21 protein-coding genes and 4 tRNA genes are annotated in these 26,020 nt (G+C 70.8%); 20 read left to right on the top strand and 5 right to left on the bottom strand.

Annotated features, from left to right (window positions below; translation table 11 throughout):
* The first annotated feature begins 116 nt into the window (after positions 1-116).
* Both FRAQA3DRAFT_RS18410 and htpX read left to right on the top strand, forming a co-directional pair.
* A complete protein-coding gene (locus tag FRAQA3DRAFT_RS18410) occupies positions 117-1,259 on the top strand; it encodes a Rossmann-like and DUF2520 domain-containing protein (protein ID WP_009740554.1) in 1,143 nt (380 codons plus the stop codon).
* 151 nt (positions 1,260-1,410) lie between these two features.
* On the top strand, positions 1,411-2,283 hold the full coding sequence (htpX, locus tag FRAQA3DRAFT_RS18405; protein WP_009740553.1) for a zinc metalloprotease HtpX: 873 nt from the start codon (positions 1,411-1,413) through the stop codon (positions 2,281-2,283).
* Positions 2,284-2,503: 220 nt separating this feature from the next.
* Here htpX and FRAQA3DRAFT_RS18400 read toward each other — a convergent pair whose 3' ends face one another.
* Positions 2,504-2,992: a YajQ family cyclic di-GMP-binding protein gene (locus FRAQA3DRAFT_RS18400; protein ID WP_035923074.1), complete on the bottom strand. Its 489-nt coding sequence runs from the start codon at positions 2,990-2,992 to the stop codon at positions 2,504-2,506.
* Positions 2,993-3,190: 198 nt separating this feature from the next.
* Here FRAQA3DRAFT_RS18400 and FRAQA3DRAFT_RS18395 point away from each other — a divergent pair.
* The 3 genes from FRAQA3DRAFT_RS18395 to FRAQA3DRAFT_RS18385 all read left to right on the top strand — a co-directional run bounded on the left by FRAQA3DRAFT_RS18395 (position 3,191) and on the right by FRAQA3DRAFT_RS18385 (position 5,364).
* Positions 3,191-3,275: transfer RNA gene (locus FRAQA3DRAFT_RS18395), tRNA-Tyr, on the top strand.
* 137 nt (positions 3,276-3,412) lie between these two features.
* A complete protein-coding gene (locus FRAQA3DRAFT_RS18390; RefSeq protein WP_009740551.1) occupies positions 3,413-4,387 on the top strand; it encodes a LysR family transcriptional regulator in 975 nt (324 codons plus the stop codon).
* Between the two features lie 266 nt (positions 4,388-4,653).
* Positions 4,654-5,364 carry an SDR family oxidoreductase gene (locus FRAQA3DRAFT_RS18385; protein WP_035921134.1) on the top strand — a complete coding sequence of 237 codons (711 nt, stop codon included), beginning with the start codon at positions 4,654-4,656 and terminating at the stop codon, positions 5,362-5,364.
* A 72-nt stretch (positions 5,365-5,436) separates the two neighbouring features.
* On the opposite strand, the gene pyrE is transcribed toward FRAQA3DRAFT_RS18385, so the two are convergent.
* The gene (pyrE, locus tag FRAQA3DRAFT_RS18380; protein ID WP_035921133.1) at positions 5,437-5,970 is read right to left on the bottom strand and encodes an orotate phosphoribosyltransferase; all 534 of its coding nucleotides are present in this window, start codon (positions 5,968-5,970) and stop codon (positions 5,437-5,439) included.
* Positions 5,971-6,353: 383 nt separating this feature from the next.
* Between pyrE and FRAQA3DRAFT_RS18375 the strand changes: the two genes are divergently transcribed.
* A complete protein-coding gene (locus FRAQA3DRAFT_RS18375) occupies positions 6,354-6,827 on the top strand; it encodes a gamma-glutamylcyclotransferase family protein (RefSeq protein ID WP_035921131.1) in 474 nt (157 codons plus the stop codon).
* Between the two features lie 61 nt (positions 6,828-6,888).
* Here FRAQA3DRAFT_RS18375 and FRAQA3DRAFT_RS18370 read toward each other — a convergent pair whose 3' ends face one another.
* Together FRAQA3DRAFT_RS18370 and FRAQA3DRAFT_RS18365 are read right to left on the bottom strand one after the other, a co-directional pair.
* Positions 6,889-7,482, bottom strand: a complete 594-nt coding sequence (locus FRAQA3DRAFT_RS18370) for a hypothetical protein (RefSeq protein WP_009740547.1) — start codon at positions 7,480-7,482, stop codon at positions 6,889-6,891.
* Positions 7,483-7,794: 312 nt separating this feature from the next.
* The gene (locus FRAQA3DRAFT_RS18365) at positions 7,795-9,309 is read right to left on the bottom strand and encodes a GH25 family lysozyme (RefSeq protein ID WP_009740546.1); all 1,515 of its coding nucleotides are present in this window, start codon (positions 9,307-9,309) and stop codon (positions 7,795-7,797) included.
* Positions 9,310-9,699: 390 nt separating this feature from the next.
* Here FRAQA3DRAFT_RS18365 and FRAQA3DRAFT_RS18360 point away from each other — a divergent pair.
* The 5 genes from FRAQA3DRAFT_RS18360 to FRAQA3DRAFT_RS18340 all read left to right on the top strand — a co-directional run bounded on the left by FRAQA3DRAFT_RS18360 (position 9,700) and on the right by FRAQA3DRAFT_RS18340 (position 11,524).
* A tRNA-Thr gene (locus FRAQA3DRAFT_RS18360) sits at positions 9,700-9,775 on the top strand.
* A 101-nt stretch (positions 9,776-9,876) separates the two neighbouring features.
* Positions 9,877-9,950 (top strand) — tRNA-Met (locus FRAQA3DRAFT_RS18355).
* A 130-nt stretch (positions 9,951-10,080) separates the two neighbouring features.
* The gene (gene rpmG / locus FRAQA3DRAFT_RS18350) at positions 10,081-10,212 is read left to right on the top strand and encodes a 50S ribosomal protein L33 (protein ID WP_070131962.1); all 132 of its coding nucleotides are present in this window, start codon (positions 10,081-10,083) and stop codon (positions 10,210-10,212) included.
* Between the two features lie 329 nt (positions 10,213-10,541).
* The gene (locus FRAQA3DRAFT_RS18345) at positions 10,542-11,000 is read left to right on the top strand and encodes a MaoC family dehydratase N-terminal domain-containing protein (protein ID WP_009740544.1); all 459 of its coding nucleotides are present in this window, start codon (positions 10,542-10,544) and stop codon (positions 10,998-11,000) included.
* Positions 11,001-11,095: 95 nt separating this feature from the next.
* Positions 11,096-11,524, top strand: coding sequence for a MaoC family dehydratase (locus FRAQA3DRAFT_RS18340; RefSeq protein ID WP_009740543.1), 429 nt, complete (start codon positions 11,096-11,098; stop codon positions 11,522-11,524).
* A 37-nt stretch (positions 11,525-11,561) separates the two neighbouring features.
* On the opposite strand, the gene FRAQA3DRAFT_RS18335 is transcribed toward FRAQA3DRAFT_RS18340, so the two are convergent.
* Positions 11,562-12,770, bottom strand: coding sequence for a pyridoxal phosphate-dependent aminotransferase (locus FRAQA3DRAFT_RS18335; protein WP_009740542.1), 1,209 nt, complete (start codon positions 12,768-12,770; stop codon positions 11,562-11,564).
* Positions 12,771-13,197: 427 nt separating this feature from the next.
* Here FRAQA3DRAFT_RS18335 and FRAQA3DRAFT_RS18330 point away from each other — a divergent pair.
* The 9 genes from FRAQA3DRAFT_RS18330 (at position 13,198) to FRAQA3DRAFT_RS18290 (ending at position 25,820) form a co-directional block, all read left to right on the top strand.
* Positions 13,198-13,270, top strand: a tRNA-Trp gene (locus tag FRAQA3DRAFT_RS18330).
* A gap of 47 nt (positions 13,271-13,317) precedes the next feature.
* Complete coding sequence (gene secE, locus FRAQA3DRAFT_RS38825; RefSeq protein WP_035921129.1) at positions 13,318-13,566, top strand: preprotein translocase subunit SecE; 249 nt, start codon at positions 13,318-13,320, stop codon at positions 13,564-13,566.
* A gap of 170 nt (positions 13,567-13,736) precedes the next feature.
* Positions 13,737-14,597: a transcription termination/antitermination protein NusG gene (gene nusG / locus FRAQA3DRAFT_RS18320; protein WP_009740541.1), complete on the top strand. Its 861-nt coding sequence runs from the start codon at positions 13,737-13,739 to the stop codon at positions 14,595-14,597.
* Positions 14,598-14,632: 35 nt separating this feature from the next.
* Positions 14,633-15,067 carry a 50S ribosomal protein L11 gene (rplK, locus tag FRAQA3DRAFT_RS18315; RefSeq protein WP_009740540.1) on the top strand — a complete coding sequence of 145 codons (435 nt, stop codon included), beginning with the start codon at positions 14,633-14,635 and terminating at the stop codon, positions 15,065-15,067.
* 126 nt (positions 15,068-15,193) lie between these two features.
* Positions 15,194-15,910, top strand: a complete 717-nt coding sequence (gene rplA, locus FRAQA3DRAFT_RS18310) for a 50S ribosomal protein L1 (protein WP_009740539.1) — start codon at positions 15,194-15,196, stop codon at positions 15,908-15,910.
* A gap of 405 nt (positions 15,911-16,315) precedes the next feature.
* Positions 16,316-16,897 (top strand): 50S ribosomal protein L10, encoded by a 582-nt coding sequence (gene rplJ / locus FRAQA3DRAFT_RS18305; protein ID WP_009740538.1) that lies wholly within the window; start codon positions 16,316-16,318, stop codon positions 16,895-16,897.
* Between the two features lie 173 nt (positions 16,898-17,070).
* Positions 17,071-17,463, top strand: a complete 393-nt coding sequence (gene rplL, locus FRAQA3DRAFT_RS18300; RefSeq protein WP_009740537.1) for a 50S ribosomal protein L7/L12 — start codon at positions 17,071-17,073, stop codon at positions 17,461-17,463.
* A gap of 935 nt (positions 17,464-18,398) precedes the next feature.
* On the top strand, positions 18,399-21,824 hold the full coding sequence (rpoB, locus tag FRAQA3DRAFT_RS18295; protein WP_009740536.1) for a DNA-directed RNA polymerase subunit beta: 3,426 nt from the start codon (positions 18,399-18,401) through the stop codon (positions 21,822-21,824).
* Positions 21,825-21,929: 105 nt separating this feature from the next.
* Positions 21,930-25,820, top strand: a complete 3,891-nt coding sequence (locus FRAQA3DRAFT_RS18290) for a DNA-directed RNA polymerase subunit beta' (RefSeq protein ID WP_009740535.1) — start codon at positions 21,930-21,932, stop codon at positions 25,818-25,820.
* Positions 25,821-26,020: the final 200 nt, after the last annotated feature.

Raw genomic sequence — 26,020 nt, 5'->3', positions numbered from 1 at the left:
CCGTTGCCACCGCGGTGGGAGCCGCACCACGCAGCGTATCGGTCGCAGGGCACTGGCCGGATGGTGCCGAGGTGCCACCGCGACCGGTGCGGGCGCGGGGGAGCAGCATCGCAGCCATGACCTCCGACCCCCGCCCGGCGCCGGATCCGGGTCCCGGCCGCGGCGCGGGTGCCCCGTGGCAGGCGCGGGGCGCGCACCCGCCCGCGCCGGACGCCGTCGACGGGCCGCCCGCACCGGGTCCTCGGGGTGGGCCCGCCGGGGATCCCGGCCGGCCGGAACGAGACCTCGGCGGACGCGGTCGCCGGGAGACGGTCGGGCTCGTCGGGGCGGGTCGGGCCGGCAGTGCCGTCGTGCTCGCCCTGGCCGCCGCGGGTCACCCGGTGGTGGCGGTGAGCACCCGGTCTCCCGCCGGCCGCGAACGCGCGGCGGGCTGGTTCCCGGGCGCGCGGATCGGCTCGGTGCCGCAGGTGGCGGCGCGGCTGCGGGCGGCCGAGGTGGTACTCATCGCCGTTCCGGACGACGCGATCGCGCCGGTGGCGGCCGAACTCGTGGCCGCGGGCGCCGTGCGGGCGGGGCAGACCCTCGCGCACCTCAGCGGCCGGCACGGGCTGGGTGTGCTCGCCGCCGGCGCGCGCGTGGGCGCGGCCCGGGTCGCACTGCATCCGATCATGACGTTGCCCGGGACGGCGGGGGACCCGGGCGTGTTCACCGGGGTGCCGTTCGGCATCACCGCGGACTCCGGCGCCGAGGCCCGGGCCCGGGGGCTCGTCACCGACGTCGGGGGCATCCCGCTGCTGATCGAGGATGGTCGGCGTGATCTCTACCACGCCGCGCTGGTCCTCGGTGGCAACTTCCTGACCAGCCTGACCGTGGCCGCCCGAGAGACGCTCGCGGCGGCGGGCGTCGCCGATCCGGGTGCCGCACTCGCCCCGCTGCTGCGGGCCTCCCTGGACAACGCCCTCACCGGTGGCTGGCCGGCGGCCACGGGACCGGTCCGCCGGGGGGATCTCGGCACCGTCCAGGCCCACCTACGGGCGCTGGACGCCCTGGATCCCACCGTCGCCGACGTCTACCGGGCGCTGGTGACCTACACGACCGGCGGGCTGGAGCGCGCCGGCCTGCTCGATGCGCCCGTGGCCGACCGGCTGCGCGTGGGCGCGGCCACAGACCCGCAGCGGGCGGCCGGCCAGGACGAGACCGGTGGTCCTGGTCGTCCCGGTGGTCCTGGTCGTCCCGGTGGTCCGGTCGACCCCGGCTGACGCGGCGGGGCGGCGGGGCGGCTGGGGAGGCCGCGGGGAGACATCGGGGAGGCGTCGGGGAGGCATCGGCCACACGGAGGCCGGGAACGTTGGTACGGAGTCCCCGCGTTGAACAGCCGTACCGGCTCGACAGGACGGACAACCGATCGCCATGCCACACCGCCACCTCAACGGTCTGAAGACCGCGCTGCTGCTGGGCGTGCTCTCCGCCGCCATCCTGCTGGTGGGGTCGTTGTTCGGGCGGGGTGGACTGCTCATCGCGTTGGTGATCGCGCTCGCGATGAACGGCTTTTCCTACTTCTACTCGGATCGCATCGCCCTGCGGGCGATGCGGGCCTACCCGGTCACGCAGGTCGAGCAGCCCCGCCTCTACGCCATCGTCGGGGAGCTCGCCCGCAATGCCCGGATGCCGATGCCTCGGCTGTACCTGAGCCCGACCCGCTCGCCCAATGCCTTCGCCACCGGTCGCAATCCGCGCAACGCGGCGGTCTGCTGCACCGAGGGCATCATGGAGCTGATGGACGATCGTGAGCTGCGCGGCGTCCTCGGGCATGAACTCAGCCATGTGTACAACCGCGACATTCTCATCGCCTCGGTCGCCGGCGCTCTCGCCAGCGTCATCGTGTACCTGGCGAATATGGCCCAGTTCCTGGCCATCTTCGGCGGACGGGACGAAGAGAACGGTCCGGGCATCTTCGAGCTGCTGCTGCTGATGATTCTCGGTCCGGTGGCGGCGACGATCATTCAGCTCGCCATCAGCCGGTCCCGGGAGTACCAGGCCGACGAGTCGGGCGCGACGCTCACCGGCGACCCGCTCGGCCTGGCCAGCGCGCTGCGCAAGCTGGAGACGGGCACGTCTGCCCGGCCGCTGCCACAGAACTCGAAGCTGGGCCCCGCGGCCGCGCTGATGATTGCCAATCCGTTCCGGGGCGGTGGTGTCGGTCGGTTGTTCTCGACCCATCCGCCCATGAACGAGCGGATCGCCCGCCTGGAACAGCTTGCGCGCATGAATCCGTATCGGTGACCGGGCACCTGATGACGGTGTTGTCCGCCGTGGCATCGACGTATTACAGTCGAGGACTCAGAGTAGGCTTTTACCGTCGACCGCGTATCGCGGGACGGTAGCCGGGAACGGCGTCGTTCCACGGCCATGACGGCGGCGGAGCGAACCCCCCAGGTTCCGCCGCAGGCACCCCGCCCGAAACCCCCCATCGGGCGGGGTGCGCCGTTTCTGGGTACCGGCCTCAGCGGTAGTTGACGAACTGGAGCGGGACCTCGAAGTCCTCGGCCTTCAGCAGCTGGATCACCCGCTGCAGGTCGTCCCGCTTCTTCCCGGTGACCCGGAGCTGGTCGCCCTGGATCTGGGCCTGTACCCCCTTGGGGCCATCCGTCCGGATCTTCTTTGCGATCGCCCGGGCCTTGTCGTCCGAGATGCCCTGCTGGACGGTCACCGACAGGCGGAACTCCTTGCCCGAGGGCTTGGGCTCGTCGAACGACAGCGCCTTGAGCGAGATGCCGCGCTTGACGAACTTCTCCTGCAGGACGTCGAGCACCGCCTTGACCCGCTCGTCCGTGTTCGCTACGAGCAGAATCGACTCGCCGGACAGGGCGGCCGACGCGCCGGTGTCGCGGAAGTCGAAGCGGGTCCGGATCTCCTTGGCTGTCTGGTTGACGGCGTTGTCTATCTCCTGTGCGTCGACTTTGCTGACGATGTCGAAGGACGGGTCTGCCACGTGCGCGGACCTCCAGTTCGGTTCGGTGCGGGGGATGTCTGGCTGGGCGAGGGTGTCGAGTCGGGCACCGTACGTGTTCATCACGGGCGGTACCCGCCTCGGGGGGTGGCTACTCGCCGTTGTATTCGATCGACGACAGCCTTGCAGGACGGTCCGCCGTCCCGGTGGGCCGGCGGGACCGGTATGCTCCTCTACGAAGGCAGGTTGCCCGAGCGGCCAAAGGGAACGGTCTGTAAAACCGTCGGCTCAGCCTACGATGGTTCGAATCCATCACCTGCCACCATCCCCGGGCTCGACCCGGGACTCGCACTGCCAGTCAGGCCCGGAGCGATGCTCCGGGCCTGACTGCGTTCCGGGCTCCGTTGCCGTGCCCGGATCTGGGCCAACGTCCGTCCGGAGGCAGGTCCGGACCGGGTTATCGTGCGGAGAGTGGAGCTGCGCCATCTCCGGTACTTCGTCGCCGTTGCGGAGGAGCGCCACTTCGGCCGGGCCGCTGACCGGCTGCGGATCTCCCCGCCCACGCTGAGCCAGCAGATCAGAGCGCTCGAACGGCGGGTCGGCGCCCCGCTGCTTGTCCGCCACCCCCGCGGGGTCGATCTCACGCCCGTTGGTCGGGTCCTGCTCGACGGAGCCAGGGAAACCTTGCGCAGGGCCGACGATGCGCTGTTGGCGGCCCGCCAGGCCGCCGGGCTCGCCGAGCCGGTCCTTCGGCAGGGCCTGCTCAACGGCGTGCCGCCCGCGCTGCCCGCGTGGCTGGAGCAGGTGCTGGTCGCGGTGGCGCCAGCCGCCCGCACGGTCCTTCTCGGTGGCACCACGACCGACCAGCTGCGTCGGCTTGCCGCGGGCGAGCTGGATCTGGCCCTGGTCCGTTGTCCGGTGGCCGCGCCAGCCGGCACGCGGGTCCATCGGATCGCCCGAGAGGAACTCGGCGTGCTCATGTCGTCCGGCCACCACTGGGCCGGACGGGCCAGCCTCGACCCAGCCGAGCTGGCCGACGTCGAGCTGGTGCTGTTCCCACGTGAGCTCGCGCCCGGCTTCCACGACGCGCTCGTGGCAGCGGTGCGGGACCTGGCCGGGGCGGTGCGCCTCAGCGCAAGCGCGGTCGGGCACGCCCAGCTGCGCACGACGCTCCCGCTGCGCGCTGCCGCGGTGAGCCTGAGCTCGACGCGCGGGGCAGCGGGCACCGACCTGGTCTGGCGGCCGCTCGATGCCCGGCCGCTGTGGGTGAGCTACGCGCTGGCCTGGCGAAGCGACAACCGTAACCCCGCCCTGCGCGACCTGATCGTCGAGCTCGACCGCCAGGCTGCCCGGTTCCGGCCGAAGCGGGCGCCAGTGGAACGCGGCGGCCTGCTTGTCGGGTACTCGCGGAGCGCCGCACCGCCGACCGGCCTGTGAGCCGCGGGCTAACGGGCCTTCGGCAGCACGACATCGACCGATGCCGCCGGCGGTGGTGGGCTCGGTGCACGGCGCCATTCGGCGCCCCAGAGCAGGAAAGGCCTCCACACGTGCCCGATTCCGCATTTCCGTCCAGACCCACGCCGGGCCGCACCTGCGCGCAGCCAGGGTCCGTCGAGCCCGCCTGGATCCCGGCGGGGTCGCCGCGCCGGCCGCCGGCTACCGACGATCTCACCGCTGCCAGCGCGGCCCCGCGGCCGGAGCGGGTGCTCATCGTCGGCGGTTCATCGGGGATCGGACTCGCCCTGGTCACGACGCTTGCGACCGCAGGCTCGGAGGCCATCCTCGCGGGCCGGTCGGCGCGGCGGCTCGCCGAGGCCGTCGAGGCGCTTGCCGGGCTGCCCGGCCCGGTCCGCGCGGCGGTTGCGGACATGGGTGTGGCGGACGACGTCGCCCGACTGTGCGCCGAAGCCGGCCCACTGGACCACGTCGTGGCGACCGCGGCCGACGTCTCCACCGCCTATGGACCCGTCGCCGCCTTCGACCCGGACCGCGCCCGCGGCCTCGTCGACAGCAAGCTCATCGGTTCCCTGCTGCTAGCCCGACACGCGGCACCACACCTTGCGCCGACCGGCTCGATCACCTTCACCTCCGGCATCGCCGCCTACCGGCCGAGCGCGGGCGGGGCGCTCGTGGCTGGTGTCAACGGGGCGCTGGCATCGATCGCCGCGGCACTCGCCGTCGAGCTGGCGCCGATCCGGGTCAACGCCGTCTCCCCGGGCTGGGTCGACACACCGATCTGGGACGTCCTCGCCGGTGCCGCCCGGCCGCAGACCCTCGATGAGATGGGCCGTCGCCTGCCCGCGGGTCGGGTCGGCCAGCCGGCGGACATCGCGGCGGCCTACCTCGCGGTGATGCGCAACCCCTTCATCACCGGCACCGTGGTGCACGTCGATGGCGGTCAGCGCCTTGTCTGACCCGGGGTGGGGTGGCGCCCTGAGGGACCGCCGGCTGGCGGGGGCGTGACGGGGGCCTGTCGGACTCGCCGCTCAGCGGGCTGCGGCGGCGTCCAGCTCGGCGCGGGTCAGCAGCGGGCGAAGGGTCAGGCCGAGTTCGGCCAGTCGCTCCCGGCCGCCCTCGCTGCGGTCGATCACGCAAAGCACGTCCTCGACGACCGCGCCGTCGTCGCGCAGCACCTTCGTCGCGTCGAGCACGGCGCCGCCGGAGGTGACGACATCCTCGACGAGGACGACGCGGCGGCCGGTGACCTCGCCGCCCTCGGCGATCCGCCGCGTGCCGTACTCCTTGGCCTTCTTGCGCACGAACCGTGTGGGCAGGCCGGTGCGCTGGGAGAGCAGAGTGGCCAGGGGCACGCCGCCGAGTTCGAGCCCGGCCAGGACCTCGGTGCCCGCCGGCACCAGCCCGGTCAGGCCGTCGACGATCGCGGCGAGCAGCTCCGGGTCAGCCTCGAACAAGTACTTGTCGAAATACTCGGTGCTCGTCTTGCCCGACCGGAGCAGGAAGGTGCCGGTCAGATGGGAGGCGGCCCGGACCCGGGCGGCCAGCGCCGCGTTGTCGCTCACGTCAGTGCACTCTAGGGCGCGTATTTGATTGTGACCAAAGGGGGTTCGTTTGCGCTCCTTGGTCCGGATCGTCGAGGCGTAGAGGCGGGGATACGCCATGATCACCGGAGCCGGAGCCGGAGCCGGAGCCGGAGCCGGGGCGTGGTGCGGTTCCGCGGAACACCACGATCGTCGGGTTGGGCCGGGTCGGATAGGACGAGTCAGCCCTGGCGTCGTCCTACGCGGCGGCCCTTGCAGCCCCTCTTCTTCTCTTCTTCCGGTTGGCGGCTTGGTCGGCCTTGCGCCGCCTCGCCCGGGTCGACGGGCGTGCCGGTCCCGCCCGCCGGCCGCCCACACCCGGCGCATCGGGACGTCCGGTGCGCAACCGGCGTTACGGTGCTCCCATGTCGCGATCCGCCGCCGAGCGCCGCCCGCCGGTCCCGGCAGACGGCCCCGGTCCACTGCTGTTCGTCTACGGGACGCTGATGTTTCCCGAAGTGGTCTCGACACTGATCGGCCGGGTGCCGCCGATGGAGTCCGCCGCCGCCCCCGGGTGGCGGGCCGCCCGGCTGCGCGACCGCCTCTACCCGGGACTGGTACGCCGGGTGGCCCGGGACGAGGCGCCGGCCGCGGGCCGGGTGCTCGTCGGCCTCGATCCGAGAGAACGGGCCGTCCTCGACGCCTTCGAGGGCTCGGCCTACGAGGCCGGTCCGCTCGTCCTGGCCGACGGGCGCCCGGCGGCCGCCTACCTCTGGCTGGATGTCGCCGAGGTGACCGCCGAGGACTGGGACGCCCGTGCGTTCGCCGACCGGCACCTCGGCGACTACGTCCAGCGGTGCGCGGCCTGGCGGGCCCGACTAGCCGATCCGGTGCCCTGAGCCGCACAGGCGCGCACCTCCTCCTCCGGCGAGCCGGTCGGCCGCCGCCTCAGCCGCCGCCTCAGCCGTTGACGGTGGGCGGAGGACCCTCGTCACCGCGCCCGGCGCCGCCCGGACCTCCCGGGCCACGGCCGGTGAACCCGCCAGAGCCCGGCTGGACACCCGCGGTCTCCGTGTGCCGGCCGCCGACGCCCGCGCCGCGGCCGGCGGCCTCACCGACGCCGGCTCGGTCGCCCGGGTACGGCTCTCCGTAGCCGCCGCGGGCGGTGTCATAGGTGCAGAGGGCGTAGATCACCAGGATGTCGATCGCGATGATGACGATCGACCAGAACGGGAACGCCGCCATGAAGGCAAGCTGGCCGATCGCGTTGATCGCCGCGATAGCGATGCCGGCCCACCGCGCCGTGTCGTTGCGGATGTAGATCCCGTAGGCGATCAGCATCTCGACGACGCCGACCGCGATCCACAGCCAGCCCCAGAAGTTGGTGTCGGCGTACAGCACGTTCGTGTTGCCGTTGAGGTTGTTCACGACCACCGTGTAGTCGCGCAGGGCCGCGATGCCGTAGATCAGATTGTGGAATCCGACGATGAACATGATCACGGCGGCGAAGGTGAGCCATCCGCTCAGCGGGCGTACCGCCCGGTTTCCTGCCATCTTCATCCTCCCCGTTCGACGCCGGCGCCTCGCCCGGCCGGTGTACCGCCACGCCCCGGTGAGGCGGACCACCGGGATAGGGCGGGGCGCGACCTCGTGGTCGCGGCGGGTGGATACCCGCACCGTACGGTCCGGTGTACACCCGGTAGTCAGAAGGCTACCGTCCGCCACTTAGGTGCGATACCCGCCCCGTGCCGACGTCACCCCTCCCGCCTGGACCCCTCCCGCCTGGACCTCTCCCGTCCGGACTGCTCCCGTCCGGACTGCTCCCGTCCGGACTGCTCCCGTGCGGTCCTGGCCTCGGCCGCCGGCTCAGCCCAGGGCGGGCGGCAGCGTTATGATCTTGTTCGTGGCGGCGTCCCAGCGCAGCCGGCCGTGCTGGAAGGCGCTCTCCCGCCCGCCCGGCACCGAGTACTCGTCGCTCGTGGGCAGGCCGAGGCCGGAGGTCGAGCCGCCGAGGGCGAGGTAGGTCTGCAGGATGCGGCCGTGGACCTCGTGGGCGCCGGTCGACGGGTGCCAGTAGATCCAGCCGCCCTGGAAGCGGGCCTGCTGGCCGCCGGGTGCGCCGGCAATCTCGACGTCGCTCACCGGGCGGCGCAGGAAGCTGTTCGACCCGCCGACGCCGAGGTACTTCGTCGCGATCGGGCCGTGCAGCGCGTGCACCCCGGTGGCGACGGACCAGAAGGCCAGGCCGTTGCCGTACTGCTGCCAACGGCCCCCGCCGCCCGCGGGATTCTCGACACCGACCGGGGCGCCGAGGACGACCTGGGTCGGACCCGCGGCCGCATACCACTTCTCGATCTCGCTGTGGGTGCCGTCCGCCTGCACGGCGAGCGCGGTGGACGTGCAGCACAGCACGTTCATGTCCACGTTGCCGGTGATCCCGGGCACCGCGCCGCCCGAGGTGTACTGCCATAGCGCCCAGTTCGACCAGCCGCCGGGTAGCCAGCCGGGGGTCGCCTGGTCGTTGTAGATCGCGAACCAGAACGGGTACTTCGCGAAGTCGTGGGTGTCCGCCATCTTCCCGGTCCAGAACGACCGGTAGGTGTAGAGGATGGGGATCCGTCCAGTCCGGGACTCGACCTCCTCCAGGAACGCCCGGGTCCAGGCCGCGAGTGCCGTGGGGTCCAGGCCGCCGGTGTCCTCCAGGTCCAGCACGGGCGCGAGGTGCCCGGCCGTGCGCGTGAGCCCGGTGACGGCGATGAAGTGCCGGGCCTGGTCCACGGCGGTCGACAGCGGCTGCGCCGGGCGGGCGTAGTGGTAGGCGCCGACCACCAGCCCGGCCTTCGTGGCGGCGGCGCGGTCGGCGGCGAAGAACGGGTTGGTGTAGTTCGTCCCCTCGGTGGCCTTGATGATCACAAAGCTGAGGCCGGAGGCACGGGCCGCGTTCCAGTCGATCGGCCCGCCGCCCGGGTGCTGCCACGAGGCCACGTCAACCCCGCGTGGCCACAGCGGCGAGGGTGTCGCCCCCTGGGCCATGCCGGTGGTGCCGGACATGGTCAGCGCGACGGCGGTGAGCGCAGCGATGCTCAGCAGCCGCCGGGGCAGCGGGATCGCGAGCGCCGGCCGGGCCGGCCAGCCCCAGCGGCGGTGGGCGGGGCCGGTGTTCGCCCGGCGGAGCGGGACGGCGTCCGAGGAGCGGGTCGGCGCGTGGGTCGGTGCGCGGATCGATGCCTGCGCGGCCACCGCCGTCGGTTGGCCCGGTCGGGCGAACACCGTGCCGGGCGGCAGCGGGGTGCCGGGCCGGATCGGGATGCCGACCGGGTCGGCATCGTCGCCGGTGCCGGGGGTTGTCGGATACCGGTCAGGACGATGCGTGGGACGCATGGGCAACCCTCGGATGCTTGGGAGGCGACGGTCGGGGAGGCTCGTGAGCCGGTTGGCCGCGCCAGGCGGGGCGCACCAACGGGTGTGCCACACGCTAAGCATTCAAGGGATTACTTACAGCTATCAAAGGTGCGGGAGTCCGAGTTATTCGCTACGGACAGTTGCTCCCACCGGCAATCTGCGCATCTTCCGGTCGGAACGGTCGTCGGGTCGGACGCGGCGGCGTGCCAGGGGGCAAGGCCGGCGATCGGGATGTTCTGGGCGTCCGATGGCGGGTAGCGGCCGCTGGGAGCCGGTCCGGGGCGGCGCTCGCATGATCGGGGACGAAACGGGCGGGGGTGCCACCCCAACCGCGCCTGCCGTCGTGTAATCTGAGCACCGCGACCTCGCGCCCCTTTAGCTCAGTCGGCAGAGCGTCTCCATGGTAAGGAGAAGGTCTACGGTTCGATTCCGTAAAGGGGCTCCACGTTCCGGTCCTCGGGCGGGTTCGTGTCCGGGATGGGCGGTTCCGCCGGTTCTCCCGGGTAGGCTTGTGGTCGGGTCTCCGGTCATCCTGGGGACCATCCTGGCGGTGTAGCTCAGTCTGGCAGAGCAAGCGGCTCATAATCGCTGTGTCGCCGGTTCAAGTCCGGCCACCGCTACTATCGGGGTGCGGCGTGCCGTGGCCCCCGTAGGGGCTCGCGGCCTGCCGCGTCGCCCGATCAGTCCAGCACCCGACTCAGGAAGAGGCATCACGCCGTGGCCGCCACTGACGTCCGCCCGAAGATCACGATGGCGTGCCAGGTGTGTAAGCACCGGAACTACATCACTCGCAAGAACCGGCGTAACGACCCGGACCGCCTCGAGCTCAAGAAGTTCTGCCCGAACTGCGGCAAGCACACGGAGCACCGCGAGACCCGCTGACGATGCCCGGCGTCGCCGCTTGGGCCACGCCGCCGTCCGCCGGGTGGGCGCCCGGGTGCGCGTTCGGGATCTGTGAGCCCGTCGCCATCACGTCCTCACAACCGGCCAGGGAGCGCCCTGGCCGGTTGTTTGCGTGTCGATCCTGATCAGGCATGTCGGCCTGGTCGGAGGTGTTGGGATGGCGCCGTGACACCCACTCGTCTACCCGCCCCTCGATGGGTCGGCTTACCAGGTTCGTGGTGGGATGCTGCGTGCCGCAGCCCGTCCGGCGCGTCCGCCGGACCGGCACGGCATCCGAGCCTGCCGCGGACGTCGAGATCGGAGCCGTGATGTCGCTGAACCAGGACTTCGTAGGACGGAATTTCGTCTCGCCCGTCCCCTTCCAGGTCGGACGTGAGCACATCCGACAGTTCGCCCAGGCGATCGGGGACGACAACCCGCTGTACCACGACGTGGAGGCCGCCAAGGCCGCCGGCTACCCCGATCTTGTCGCGCCGCCGACGTTCCTGATCAATGCGATCCCCGGGGCGCTGGGGCTGCCCACCGACGATCCGGCGCTCGGGCTGGACTACGCCCTGGTTGTCCACGGCGAGCAGCGCTTCACCCTGCGCCGGCCGGTGGTGGCGGGCGACGAGCTGATCACCACTTCGACCCTGACCGGCATCCGCGCGGTGGGCCGAAACGAGGTTCTCGTCACCACCTACCGTTACGACACCACCAGCGGCGAGGAGATCGCCGTCGGCACGTGCACCCTGGTCTCCCGCGGAACGGCTCCCCCGCGGGGATGAGCGCGCGTCCCACGGCGCCCGGTCGGGACCGGGCCGCCTGTCCGGCCACACCCCCGGGGCCCACCGGGAGTGCCTCACTCTGAGGGAGAGCAACGATGACGGCGACCATCGGCTATGACGACGTCGAGGTCGGCACCGAGCTGCCGGAACGGCTGTTCCCGCTGCGGCGGGTCGATCTCGTCCGCTACGCCGGAGCGTCCGGGGACTTCAATCCCATCCACTGGAGCGAGCGGGCCGCCGCGGAGGCCGGCCTGCCCGGGGTGCTCGCGCACGGGATGCTGACGATGGCCACCGCCACCCGGCTCGTCACCGACTGGGTCGGGGACCCGGGCGCCGTCCTCGAGATCGGCGTGAAGTTCTCCTCGCCGGTGGTGGTGCCGGACGACGACGAGGGCGCCTCGGTGTCGGTGCGCGGCGTCGTGGAGAAGAAGCTCGACGACAACCGGGTGGTGGTGAACCTCACCACCCGGTGCCGCGGCGAGAAGGTGCTGATGGCCGCCCGCGCCACCGTCCGGCTGAGCTGAGCTGAGCTGAGCCGGACGGGACTGGGCTGCGGGTCGATCAGGCGGCCTCGGCGAGCAGGGCGGACAGCCGGCCCACGCCCTTGACCAGGTCCTCGTCGCTGAGCGCGTAGGACAGCCGGGCGAAGCCCGGGGTTCCGAACGCCTCACCGGGGACGATGGCGACCCCGGCCTCCTCGAGGATGAGCTGGCACAGCTCGGCGCTGGTCGTGGGCGTCCGACCGCGCAGGGTGCGGCCCAGCAGGCCCTCCAGCGAGGGGTAGCAGTAGAACGCGCCCTCCGGCAGCGGGCAGCTCACCCCCGGGGTCTCGGTGAGCATGCGGTGCATCGTCAGCCGGCGGCGGTCGAAGGCGGTGCGCATCTGCGCGACGGCGTCGAGGGGTCCGGCGACGGCGGCGAGCGCCGCGACCTGGGAGACGTTGGCGACGTTCGAGGTCGCGTGGGACTGCAGGTTCGCCGCCGCGGCGACGACGTCCGCCGGCCCGATCAGCCAGCCGACCCGCCAGCCCGTCATCGCGTAGGTCTTCGCGACGCCGTTGACGATGACGCAGCGCTCGGCGAGCCCCGGCACCTGCGCGAGGATCGAGGCGAACCGCGCCTCGCCGTAGACGAGATGCTCGTAGATCTCGTCGGCGAGCACCCAGATGCCGGCCTGCTCGGCCCAGCGGCCGATCTCGCGGACCTCCTCCGGCGTGTGCACGGCGCCGGTCGGGTTCGACGGCGAGTTGAACAGCAGCACCTTCGTGCGCTCGGTGCGGGCCGCCTCGAGCTGCTCGACGGTCACCCGGTAGCCGGCCTGCGGCCCGGTGACGACGTCGACCGGCACGCCGCCGGCGAGGCGGATCGACTCGGGATAGGTCGTCCAGTACGGCGCGGGCAGCAGCACCTCGTCACCCGGGTCGAGCAGCGTCGCGAACGCCTCGTAGACGGCCTGCTTGCCGCCGTTGGTCACCAGGACCTGGCCCGCGGAGACGGTGACGCCGGAGTCCCGGGCCGTCTTCTCGGCGATGGCCTCCCGCAGCTCCGGCAGACCACCCGCCGGGGTGTAGCGGTGCATGCGGGGTTCGCGGCATGCCTTCTCGGCGGCGGCGACGATGTGGTCCGGAGTCGGGAAGTCCGGCTCGCCGGCGCCGAAGCCGACCACGTCCTGCCCCGCAGCGCGCATCGCCTTCGCGGTGGCGTCGACGGCCAGCGTCGCGGACGGGGCGATGCCGCCGATGCGGCTTGAGATCCTGCTCATAGTGCCCATGCTGCCATGGCGTCCGGATGGGCGTCGTGCGCAGGCGGCCGGGATCCGGCGTCCGTGCGGACCGGCGCCGGGGTGGCCGGTGGACCCCGGTGCGCGGGTCCTGCGGACGGCGTCCCGCAGGTCCGATGGACGGTGCCCCGAGGGTCCTGAGGACGGTGTTCGGTGGCCCCTGCGGACGGTCCGCGGCGGGCCGTGAGGACAGTGCCCGGACGGTCTCGCGGACCCTGCGGCGGCTGCCGTCCAGACCGGCTGCGCGGCCGGCGGGCACTCGACGCGATCGGTACGCGCGGAGTCCGGGCGATGAAGGGGTATGCTCGATCCGCTCGGGTACCCATTCCGGTAACCGGCTCATGGGCTGGACTGTGCGCTACGGTGCATATACGCAGCATGCGGGTCGGGTTCGGTCGAGGGGATCCGGGCGTGTCCAAGGGGCGTGGCTCAATTGGTAGAGCACCGGTCTCCAAAACCGGCGGTTGCAGGTTCGAGTCCTGTCGCCCCTGCGCTGTTCGACGGTTGGCTGGTTCGGCGACGGAGTGGGTGGAGTTGAGTGGCAACCGATACCCGTGACGCGGCACCGCGTCCCAGGCGGGCCACGCGTACCGCGGGCCGGCGTCGGTATCGGCCTGTTCAGTTCATCCGCGAGGTCATGGCGGAGCTCCGGAAGGTCGTCTATCCGGGCCGGAGCGAGCTGATCACCTACGTGCTGGTCGTGCTCGTCTTCGTCAGCGTGATGACGGCCTTCGTGGCTAGTCTCGACTTCGGGCTCACGAAGGCGGTCCTCGCGATCTTCGGCTGACGGGTCCGCCAGTCGGCGGGGTCGCGCAGGGCAGACGGACGGGTCCGGGCGGATGATTGACGCCGGCCCGCCAGTCGGTCGGCTGCCGCCCGTTCGGCACCACGCCCGCGCAGCGCCCGCTCCGCGGAGTCCACAGCAGCAGAAGTGTCCACGAGAGAAGGATCGTCCGCGTGTCCCAGTCGCCCGAGCACGCCTCCTCCGAGCAGGGGGAGGCCCTCGCCCGTCTCGATCTCCTCGCGGCGTTCGAGCACGACGAGGTGGCGAGCACGGACGCCGGCGCCGAGCTCGATGACCCCCACGCCGACACCGACGAGTCGGGCGCCGAGGCCACCGCCACCGGTGAGACCGGCCCCAGCGTCAAGGCCGACGCGGCTGGTTCCGTCACCGACGCGGGCTCCGAGCCCGCCGCTGACGACGCGCCCGCGAGCGTCGCGCCGGTCGCCGTGGCCGATGACACCGAGGATGACGACGACCTGCGCCGCGCCATCGAGGACGCGCCGGGCGAGTGGTACGTCGTGCACTCGTATGCGGGCTACGAGAACAAGGTCAAGACCAACCTCGAGACCCGTATCTCCAGCCTCAACATGGAGGACTACATCTTCCAGATCGAGGTGCCCACCGAGGAGGTCCCGGTGGTCAAGAACGGCAAGAGGCAGCTCGTCCAGCAGAAGAAGTACCCGGGTTACATCTACGTCCGGATGGACCTGACCGACCAGTCGTGGTCCGCGGTCCGTAACACGCCGGGTGTGACCGGGTTCGTGGGGCTCACCAACCGGCCCTCGCCGCTTCGTCGCGAGGAGGTCCTGTCCATCCTCGCCCCGGCGGCGCCGAAGGAGAAGAAGGTCGAGACCGTCCGGGTCCAGGAGTTCGAGGTCGGGGAGTCGGTCACCGTCATGGACGGACCCTTCGCCACGCTTCCGGCGACCATCAGCGAGATCAACCTCGACGCCCAGCGGCTGAAGGTGCTGGTCTCGATCTTCGGTCGGGAGACGCCCGTCGAGCTGCAGTTCAATCAGGTCGCGAAGATCTGATCCGGTCCGTAGAACCTCGGTAGGAAGACGAGCACATGCCGCCCAAGAAGAAGAAGATCACTGCGATCATCAAGCTCCAGATCAACGCCGGCAAGGCCACGCCGGCGCCGCCGGTCGGTCCCGCGCTGGGTCAGCACGGCGTGAACATCATGGAGTTCTGCAAGCAGTACAACGCGGCGACCGAGTCGCAGGCCGGCAACGTCGTGCCGGTTGAGATCACCGTGTACGAAGACCGGTCGTTCACCTTCGTCACGAAGACCCCGCCGGCCGCGCGGCTCATCCTCAAGGCCGCGGGGGTGGAGAAGGGCAGCGGGACCCCGCACCGGGACAAGGTCGCCAAGCTGACCCCGGCCCAGGTGCGCGAGATCGCCCAGACCAAGCTCCCCGACCTCAACGCCACGACGATCGAGGCGGCCGAGAAGATCATTGCGGGGACCGCCCGCTCGATGGGGATCACGGTCGGCGACTAGCCTTCCGCCCCCGCCACACCGGACCGACGCCGTGGGAGGGCGGTCGGTGCCGGCCACCGCGGCACGGACGAGATCCGTGCGGCGGCGAGTCGGGCCGATCGTCCGCCGGCACCACGAGGAGACAGCATGAAGCGCAGCAAGGCCTACCGGGCCGCCGCCGAAAAGATCAACCCGGAGAACCTCTACAGCCCGCTGGATGCAGTCCGGCTCGCCCAGGAGACCTCGACCACGAAGTACGACGCGACCGTCGAGGTCGCGATCCGTCTCGGGGTCGACCCGCGCAAGGCCGACCAGATGGTCCGCGGGACCGTCAACCTGCCGCACGGCACCGGCAAGTCGCCGCGCGTCGCCGTCTTCGCCACCGGTGAGAAGGCCGCCGAGGCGAGCGCGGCCGGCGCCGACATCGTCGGCAGCGACGACCTGGTCGCCCGCATCCAGGAGGGCTTCCTGGAGTTCGACGCGACGGTGGCGACGCCGGACCAGATGGCCAAGGTCGGGCGGATCGCCCGTATCCTCGGCCCCCGCGGGCTGATGCCGAACCCGAAGACCGGCACCGTCACGCTGGACATCGGCAAGGCCGTCTCCGACATCAAGGGCGGAAAGATCAACTTCCGGGTGGACAAGCAGGGCAACCTGCACATCGTCATCGGGAAGACGAACTTCACCGATGCCCAGCTGATCGAGAACTACACGGCCGCCCTGGACGAGATCGTCCGAGTGAAGCCCTCGGCGGCGAAGGGCCGCTACCTGAAGAAGGTCACCTTCGCCACCACGATGGGCCCGGGCATCCCGGTCGACCCGAACCGCACCCGCAACCTGCTCGAAGAGGGTGTCCCCGCCTGAGCCCGCCGGCCCCGGGGAACCGAGGCCAGCTCGCACGGAACCCCTTGCCTTTCCACAGGCTTACGTGCCCGTTTCATCCCTGTGGAAAGGCAAGGAATCGTGGACGCGAGATCGTCGCGTACACTTCGTACGAACACGTTTCACACCGAAGACCGCTGGTCGCCGTCGTCGCCCAGGTGGGGGATCCGTTTCCTCGCCCGGGCCGAGCGACGGCCGAAGGCCCGAACTTCCCCGGGCGGCCCGCGCAGGTGACGGAAGCAAGGACCGCGCCAGCTCCGAGGCGGTCGGCGCCGGTGCGCCGTCCTCCCCGCCGATGTCGCTCTTCACGCCCCGTGCGCCTGCGCCGGGGCGTTCGTCGTCTCCCGGGGTTGAACGGATGACCGGCCGACACCCCGAAGGAGCCCCATGGCGAAACCTGAGAAGACCGCCGCGGTGGCGGAGATCGCCGAGGAGTTCCGTGGCGCGACCGCCGCGGTCCTCACGGAGTACCGCGGTCTGACGGTGAGCCAGCTCACCGAGCTGCGGCGCACCCTCGGCGAGGGCGCGCGCTACGCGGTGGTCAAGAACACGCTGACCAAGATTGCTGCGGAGCAGGCCGGCGTCACCGGGATCGACGACCTGTTCGTCGGCCCGACCGCCGTCGCCTTCGTCACCGGCGACCCGGTCGAGGCGGCCAAGGGCCTGCGTGACTTCGCCCGCGCCAACCCGGCCCTCGTGGTCAAGGGCGGCGTCGTCGAGGGCAAGGCGATGACGGCCGACGAGATCCGCAAGCTTGCGGATCTGGAGTCCCGCGAGGTCCTGCTGGCGAAGCTCGCCGGCGCGATGAAGGGGTCGCTGGCCGGCGCCGTCGGCCTGTTCGCCGCCCCGCTGTCGCAGGTCGCCCGGCTGGCCGAGGCGCTGCGCGAGCAGCGGGCGAGCCAGCCCGGCGCCGAGGCACCCGCCGCCGAGGCACCCGCCGCCGAGGCGGCCGAGGCCCCCGCAGAGTAACCGCCCGTCCCGCGGGATGACGGTGGCCGGACCGGCCGCCGCCACCCACGGGGCACCCTGCCCCGGCCGGGCCGGCACGCGCCCAGCCGGCACCACCCACGAGCCACCCCGATCACCGGTCGCCCATCCGGCCGGCCGAGATCATCGCCCCTGACGAGGAAGGAAACGCCATCATGGCGAAGCTGTCGACCGAAGAGCTGCTCGACGCGTTCAAGGAACTGACCCTGCTGGAGCTCTCGGAGTTCGTGAAGCAGTTCGAGGAGACCTTCGGCGTGACCGCCGCGGCGCCCGTCGCCGTGGCCGCGGCGCCGGCCGCCGGTGGCGCGGGCGGCGAGGCCCCGGCCGCCGAGGAGCAGGACGAGTTCGACGTCATCCTCGAGTCCGTCGGCGACAAGAAGATCCAGGTCATCAAGGAGGTCCGGGCGCTGACCAGCCTCGGGCTCAAGGAGGCCAAGGACCTCGTCGACGGGGCGCCCAAGCCTGTCCTGGAGAAGGTTGCCAAGGAGGCCGCGGACAAGGCCAAGGCGGCCCTCGAGGGCGCCGGCGCGTCGGTCACCGTCAAGTAACACCGCCCGTCTTTCGGGTCCGGTCCCGGCGGCGTCTGGCTTGCCGCCGCGGGCCGGTGCGGCCGCTCGACGCGGCCGCGGCGCATCCCGCGTGCCGGGGCACCTCCGAGGTGTCCCGGCACGCGGCGTCTGTGCGCCCGAAACGCCCAGACACGCTGCTACGTAAGCGGATGAGCAGGTCGGGTCGTTCGTGACGTTTTCCGAAGGGGGTTGACGACCTCTGTAGATCGGAGTTCCATCATGTCGCGAACCCTCGTCGGGAAGCAGATGCGGTGCGCTACGTTCTCCCCGCGTGGTCCTGCCACGCAGGTCCTTGCCAGCGGTGTGCCCTTCGGCTACACTGCTAGTTTGCGCTGCCCTTTTCGTCGCATCGGCTCCGCCGACACCGGATCTCCGGTGAGGTCGGGCTCTCTGTGGGGGTCCGGTACGCGCCGCTGGGCGGTCCCGACCATGTCGTCGGTGCCGCGCCCGCGGCGGGTTCCGGTTCGACGTGAAGGCGCGCTGGCCGTGCTGGTGCGTGGCACGGCTGTATGGCAGCCACACCGAGGACTCCGAGCAGACCTTTGCCCGTGCACCGACCCGTTGTTCTCAGCGGACACCGGCGTTGCCGCGCGCTTGCGCCGCGACGGCGCTTTGGCGTGCCCGCAGTCAGCCGAACGCCTGCCGCGATGGATATCTGCGGTTCCGCGGACCGACGGACTCCGGACCGACGGACCCGCTGCGGGACGAGGGCCGACTCCGGCCGCGCGACCGGCCGCCGGGATGCCCGGCGCCGCCGCACCTGTGCGCCTCGCGGTCATCCTCTCACCGGCGGGGCACCCCCCGCCGCTGTTCCCGACAACCGTAGCGAGACACTGATCACCTGACCACCCCCCCGACGGATCCTTGACGTCCGCGACGCCAGCCCGACGATCAGGCCACCCGGAAGGACCACCTTGGCCGCCTCGCGCTCTTCCTCCCGCATCTCGTTCGCTAAGATCATCGAGCCTCTCGAGGTCCCGGATCTCCTTGCTCTTCAGACGCAGTCCTTCGATTGGCTGATCGGTAGTGACGCCTGGGCGGAGCGGGTTCAGGAGGCCATCGACTCGGGCCGGGACGATGTTCCGATCACCTCCGGTCTGGAGGAGGTCTTCGAGGAGATCTCCCCGATCGAGGACTTCTCCGGCTCCATGTCCCTGTCCTTCCGGGACCACCGGTTCGAGCCACCCAAGTACTCCGTGGAGGAGTGCAAGGACAAGGACATGACCTTCTCGGCCCCGCTGTTCGTCACGGCCGAGTTCACCAACAACACCACCGGTGAGATCAAGAGCCAGACGGTGTTCATGGGCGACTTCCCGCTCATGACCCCCAAGGGCACCTTCGTCATCAACGGGACCGAGCGTGTGGTGGTCAGCCAGCTCGTCCGGTCGCCTGGGGTGTACTTCGAGCGCAGCCTGGACAAGGCGTCGGACAAGGACCTGTACTCCTGCAAGGTGATCCCGTCGCGCGGGGCCTGGCTGGAGTTCGAGATCGACAAGCGGGACACCGTCGGCGTCCGGATCGACCGTAAGCGCCGCCAGTCGGTCACCGTGCTGCTCAAGGCGCTGGGCTGGGACGAGGCGCGCATCCTGGAGCGGTTCGGCGACTACCCGTCGATGCGCATCACCCTGGAGAAGGACCACACGGCCAGCCAGGACGACGCACTGCTGGACATCTACCGCAAGCTGCGCCCGGGCGAGCCGCCGACGCGGGAGTCGGCGCAGACCCTGCTGGAGAACCTCTTCTTCAACCCCAAGCGCTACGACCTGGCCAAGGTCGGCCGCTACAAGGTGAACAAGAAGCTCACCCTGGAGATCGCCCACGACGTCGGCGTCCTCACCGAGGACGACATCGTGCGCACGATCGAGTACGTCGTCAAGCTGCACGCGGGCGCGGACCCGGCCGAGTACGAGGTCGACGACATCGACCACTTCGGCAACCGGCGGCTGCGCACCGTCGGCGAGCTGATCCAGAACCAGGTCCGGCTGGGGCTGGCCCGGATGGAGCGGGTCGTCCGTGAGCGGATGACCACCCAGGACGTCGAGGCGATCACGCCGCAGACTCTGATCAACATCCGGCCGGTCGTCGCCTCCATCAAGGAGTTCTTCGGCACCAGCCAGCTCTCGCAGTTCATGGACCAGACCAACCCGCTGGCCGGCCTCACCCACAAGCGCCGCCTGTCGGCGCTGGGCCCTGGCGGTCTGTCCCGGGAGCGGGCCGGCTTCGAGGTTCGCGACGTGCACCCCAGCCACTACGGCCGGATGTGCCCGATCGAGACGCCGGAAGGCCCGAACATCGGTCTGATCGGCTCGCTGTCGACGTTCGCGCGGGTCAACCCGTTCGGCTTCGTCGAGACGCCGTACCGCAAGGTCGTCAACGGCCGGGTCACCGACCAGATCGACTACCTGACCGCGGACGAGGAGGACCGGCACGTCAAGGCGCAGGCCAACACGCCGCTGCAGCCCGACGGCGCGTTCGCCGAGGACCGCGTGCTGGTCCGCCGCAAGGGCGGTGAGGTCGAGTTCATCCCGCCGGACGAGGTCGACTACATGGACGTCTCGCCGCGGCAGATGGTGTCCGTGGCCACCGCGATGATCCCGTTCCTCGAGCACGACGACGCCAACCGCGCGCTCATGGGCTCCAACATGCAGCGCCAGTCGGTGCCGCTGCTGCGCTCCGAGGCGCCGCTGGTCGGTACCGGGATGGAGGCCCGCGCGGCCAAGGACGCCGGCGACGTGGTGGTCTGCGTCCAGGCGGGCGTCGTCGAGGACCTCTCGGCGGACTACATCACCGTCATGCACGACGACGGCACCCGGCGCACCTACCGGCTGGCGAAGTTCCGCCGGTCGAACCAGGGCACCTGCATCAACCAGAAGCCGATCGTGTTCGAGGGGGACAGGGTCGAGGCCGGCCAGGTCATCGCGGACGGCCCGTGCACCGACAACGGCGAGATGGCGCTCGGCAAGAACCTGCTGGTCGCCTTCATGCCGTGGGAGGGGCACAACTACGAGGACGCGATCATCCTGTCGCAGCGCCTCGTGCAGGACGACGTGCTGTCCTCGATCCACATCGAGGAGCACGAGGTCGACGCCCGGGACACCAAGCTCGGCCCGGAGGAGATCACCCGCGACATCCCCAACGTCGCCGAGGAGGTCCTCGCCGACCTCGACGAGCGCGGGATCATCCGGATCGGTGCCGAGGTCTCGCCCGGTGACGTCCTGGTCGGCAAGGTCACCCCGAAGGGCGAGACCGAGCTGACCCCCGAGGAGCGGCTGCTGCGGGCGATCTTCGGGGAGAAGGCCCGGGAGGTCCGCGACACCTCGCTGAAGGTGCCGCACGGCGAGTCCGGCAAGGTCATCGGCGTCCGGGTGTTCTCCCGCGAGGACGGCGACGAGCTCCCGCCCGGCGTCAACGAGCTGGTCCGGGTCTACGTCGCGCAGAAGCGGAAGATCACCGACGGCGACAAGCTCGCCGGCCGGCACGGCAACAAGGGTGTCATCGCCAAGATCCTTCCGGCCGAGGACATGCCCTTCCTCGAGGACGGCACCCCGGTCGACATCGTGCTCAACCCGCACGGCGTCCCGCGCCGGATGAACATCGGCCAGATCCTGGAGACCCATCTCGGGTGGGTCGCCAAGACCGGCTGGCAGGTCGACACCGGCGACGAGGAGTGGAAGGAGCGGCTGCGCGGCATCGGCGCGGACGCCGCCCCGGCCGGAACCAACGTGGCCACCCCGGTCTTCGACGGCGCCCGGGAGGAGGAGATCACCGGTCTGCTCGACTCCACCCTGCCGAACCGCGACGGGGTCCAGCTCATCGGCTCCTCCGGCAAGGCCACGCTGTTCGACGGCCGTACCGGCGAGCCGTACCCGTACCCGGTGGCGGTCGGCTACATCTACATCCTCAAGCTGCTGCACCTGGTCGACGACAAGATCCATGCCCGGTCGACCGGCCCCTACTCGATGATCACCCAGCAGCCCCTGGGTGGTAAGGCGCAGTTCGGTGGCCAGCGGTTCGGCGAGATGGAGGTGTGGGCGCTGGAGGCGTATGGCGCCGCCTACGCCCTGCAGGAGCTGCTGACCATCAAGTCCGACGACGTCGTGGGCCGGGTCAAGGTCTACGAGGCGATCGTCAAGGGCGAGAACATTCCGGAGCCCGGCATCCCGGAGTCGTTCAAGGTGCTCATCAAGGAGATGCAGTCGCTGTGCCTCAACGTCGAGGTCCTCTCCAGCGACGGTGTGCAGATCGAGATGCGTGACACCGACGAGGACGTCTTCCGTGCGGCGGAGGAACTCGGGATCGACCTGTCCCGGCGCGAGCCGAGCAGCGTCGAGGAGGTCTGAGCGGGCGCCGGGGGCCCGGCCCACCCGCCCTGACCGGGCGGCGGGCCCCCGGCGGTCCATCCGACTCCAGCGTCCCGACCGAGAAAGAGAGAGCAGGCGACAGTCTTGCTGGACGTCAACTTCTTCGACGAACTGCGCATCGGACTTGCCACCGCGGACGACATCCGTCAGTGGTCGCATGGTGAGGTCAAGAAGCCGGAGACGATCAACTACCGCACCCTGAAGCCGGAGAAGGACGGGCTCTTCTGCGAGAAGATCTTCGGTCCGACCCGGGACTGGGAATGCTACTGCGGCAAGTACAAGCGGGTCCGGTTCAAGGGCATCATCTGCGAGCGCTGTGGCGTCGAGGTCACCCGCGCCAAGGTGCGCCGTGAGCGCATGGGGCACATCGAGCTGGCCGCCCCGGTCACCCACATCTGGTACTTCAAGGGTGTCCCGAGCCGGCTCGGCTACCTGCTGGACCTGGCGCCGAAGGACCTCGAGAAGGTCATCTACTTCGCCGCCTACATGATCACCAAGGTCGACATCGACGCGCGGCACCGCGACCTGCCCACCCTCGAGGCCCGCATCGGCGTCGAGAAGCAGCAGCTCGAGGACAAGAAGAACGCCGACGTCGAGACCAGGCAGAAGCGGCTCGAGACCGATCTCGCGCAGCTGGAGGCCGAGGGCGCCAAGGGCGACGCGCGGCGCAAGGTCCGCGAGTCGGCCGAGCGCGAGATGCGCCAGATCCGCGACCGCGCGCAGCGCAAGATCGACGATCTGGACCGGGTCTTCGACCGTTTCAAGAACATGAAGGTCCAGGACCTGGAGCCGGACGAGCTGCTCTACCGCGAGCTGCGCGACCGGTTCGGCCAGTACTTCGACGGCGGCATGGGCGCCGAGGCGCTGCAGCGCCGGCTCGCCGACTTCGACCTGGCCGCGGAGGCGGAGTCGCTGCGCGAGACCATCCGCAGCGGCAAGGGGCAGAAGAAGGCCCGCGCGCTCAAGCGGCTCAAGGTCGTCTCGGCGTTCCTGAACACCCGCAACTCCCCGATGGGGATGGTGCTCGACTGCGTCCCGGTGATCCCGCCGGACCTGCGGCCGATGGTGCAGCTCGACGGTGGCCGGTTCGCCACCTCCGACCTCAACGACCTGTACCGCCGCGTGATCAACCGGAACAACCGGCTCAAGCGGCTGCTCGACCTCGGCGCGCCCGAGATCATTGTCAACAACGAGAAGCGGATGCTGCAGGAGGCCGTCGACGCGCTGTTCGACAACGGCCGCCGCGGCCGGCCGGTCACCGGCCCGGGCAACCGCCCGCTGAAGTCGCTGTCCGACATGCTCAAGGGCAAGCAGGGCCGGTTCCGCCAGAACCTGCTCGGCAAGCGGGTCGACTACTCCGGCCGGTCGGTCATCGTCGTCGGTCCGCAGCTCAAGCTGCACCAGTGCGGTCTGCCCAAGCAGATGGCGCTGGAGCTGTTCAAGCCGTTCGTGATGAAGCGCCTGGTGGACCTCAACCACGCGCAGAACATCAAGTCGGCGAAGCGGATGGTCGAGCGGGCCCGCCCGGTGGTGTGGGACGTGCTCGAGGAGGTCATCACCGAGCACCCGGTGCTGCTCAACCGGGCGCCGACCCTGCACCGTCTCGGCATCCAGGCCTTCGAGCCGCAGCTCGTCGAGGGCAAGGCCATCCAGATCCACCCGCTGGTCTGCACGGCGTTCAACGCCGACTTCGACGGCGACCAGATGGCGGTGCACCTGCCGCTGTCCGCCGAGGCGCAGGCCGAGGCGCGGATCCTGATGCTGTCGAGCAACAACATCCTCTCGCCGGCGTCCGGCCGGCCGCTGGCGATGCCCAGCCTCGACATGGTCACCGGCGTGTTCCACCTGTCGACGCTGGCCGAGGGCGCCGTCGGTGAGGGGCGGGCGTTCTCCTCGGTCGCCGAGGCCCAGATGGCCTTCGACGCCCGGGAGATCGCGCTGCAGGCGCGGATCAGCGTCCGGCTGCGCGACACCACCCCGCCGTCGGACTGGGTGCCGCCGGCCGACTGGGTCACCGGGGACGTGTTCAACCTGGAGACCACGTTCGGCCGCTGCCTGCTCAACGAGGCGCTGCCGGAGGGCTACCCCTTCATCAACGCCCAGCTGAACAAGAAGGCCCAGGCCGCGATCGTCAACGACCTGGCCGAGCGGTACCCGAAGATCCAGGTCGCGGCGACCCTGGACGCCCTGAAGAGCGCCGGTTTCTACTGGGCCACCCGGTCCGGGGTCACCGTCGCGATCGAGGACGTCGTCGCGCCGCCGAACAAGGCCGAGATCCTCGACGACTACGAGCAGCGGGCCGACCGGGTGCAGAAGCAGTTCGACCGCGGCTTCCTGTCCGACGAGGAGCGCCGCAGCGAGCTGGTCCAGATCTGGACCGAGGCGACGAACAAGATCGCCGAGGCGATGGAGAAGAACTTCCCGCAGACCAACCCGGTCTACGTGCTGGTCAACTCCGGAGCCGCCGGAAACATGATGCAGATCCGGCAGCTCGCCGGCATGCGTGGCCTGGTCTCCAACCCCAAGGGTGAGATCATCCCGCGGCCGATCAAGGCGAACTTCCGCGAGGGCCTCACGGTGCTCGAGTACTTCATCTCGACCCACGGTGCCCGTAAGGGTCTCGCCGACACCGCCCTGCGGACCGCCGACTCCGGCTACCTGACCCGCCGGCTCGTCGACGTCAGCCAGGACGTCATCGTCCGCGAGGAGGACTGCGGCACCGAGCGCGGCATCCTCACCCGGATCGCCCGGCGCGGCGCGGACGGCGTGCTCGTGCGCGACCGCTACGCCGAGACCTCGGCCTACGCGCGGACGCTGGCCTCCGACGCGGTCGACGAGCACGGCGAGATCATCGTGCCCGCCGGCACCGACGCCGGGGACGTCGCGATCGGCCAGATCATCGAGGCCGGCATCGAGTCGGTCCGGGTCCGTTCGGCGCTGACGTGCGAGTCCCGGATGGGGGTGTGCGCCCAGTGCTACGGGCGTTCGCTGGCCACCGGCAAGCTGGTCGACGTCGGCGAGGCCGTCGGCATCGTCGCCGCCCAGTCCATCGGCGAGCCGGGCACTCAGCTCACGATGCGTACCTTCCACAGCGGTGGTGTCGCCGGTGACGACATCACCCAGGGTCTGCCGCGTGTCGTCGAGCTGTTCGAGGCCCGCAGCCCGAAGGGCAAGGCGCCCATCACCGAGGTCTCCGGTCGAGTGAAGATCGAGGAGACCGAGAAGACCTTCAAGGTCGTGGTGGTGCCCGACGACGGCAGCGAGGAGATCGCCTACCCGGTCTCGCGGCGCTCACGCCTGCGGGTCCGCGAGGGCGACCACATCGAGGTCGGCAGCCAGGTCGTCGACGGTGCCGTCGACCCGCACGAGGTGCTGCGCATCCTCGGCCCGCGCCAGGTCCAGCTCCACCTGGTCGACCAGGTCCAGGAGGTGTACCGGTCGCAGGGTGTGTCGATCCACGACAAGCACATCGAGATCATCATCCGCCAGATGCTCAAGCGGGTGAACGTGCTGGAGTCCGGCGAGACCAACCTGCTGCCCGGCGAGCTGTGCGAGCGGGCCCGGTTCGAGTCGGAGAACCGCCGGGTGGTGGAGTCCGGCGGCCAGCCGGCCTCGGCCCGCCCGGTGCTGATGGGGATCACCAAGGCGTCGCTGGCCACCGAGTCGTGGCTGTCGGCGGCCTCCTTCCAGGAGACGACCCGGGTGCTCACCGACGCGGCGATCAACGCCCGGTCGGACTCGCTCGTCGGCCTCAAGGAGAACGTCATCATCGGTAAGCTCATCCCGGCCGGCACCGGCATCTCCCGGTACCGCAACATCCGGGTCGAGCCGACCGAGGAGGCGCGCGCCGCGATGTACTCCGTCGGTGCGTACGAGGACGGCGGCAGCGTGGAGTACGGCGCGTTCGGCACCGGCTCCGGCCAGGCCGTCCCGCTGGACGAGTTCGACTACCGCAGCTCGGGCGACTTCCGCTGACCCTGCCCTGAGCCGATCCCGCCGGCCCGGTGCCCCCCTGTCCGGGGACACCGGGCCGGCGGCGTTCCACGCCCGGTTCCTTGCCGCGTCCTCGCCGGTTCCTGGCCTTTCCAGAGGGATGTTTCGGGCGAGAAGGCCTCTGGAAAGGCAAGGAAGTCGGGACGGGCCGGGTTGATGCCGAGTGATCGATGAGTTGGGGG

This window comes from Frankia sp. QA3, assembly GCF_000262465.1.
Classification (GTDB): Bacteria; Actinomycetota; Actinomycetes; order Frankiales; family Frankiaceae; genus Frankia.
This window is presented reverse-complemented; position numbering and strand designations above follow the sequence as displayed.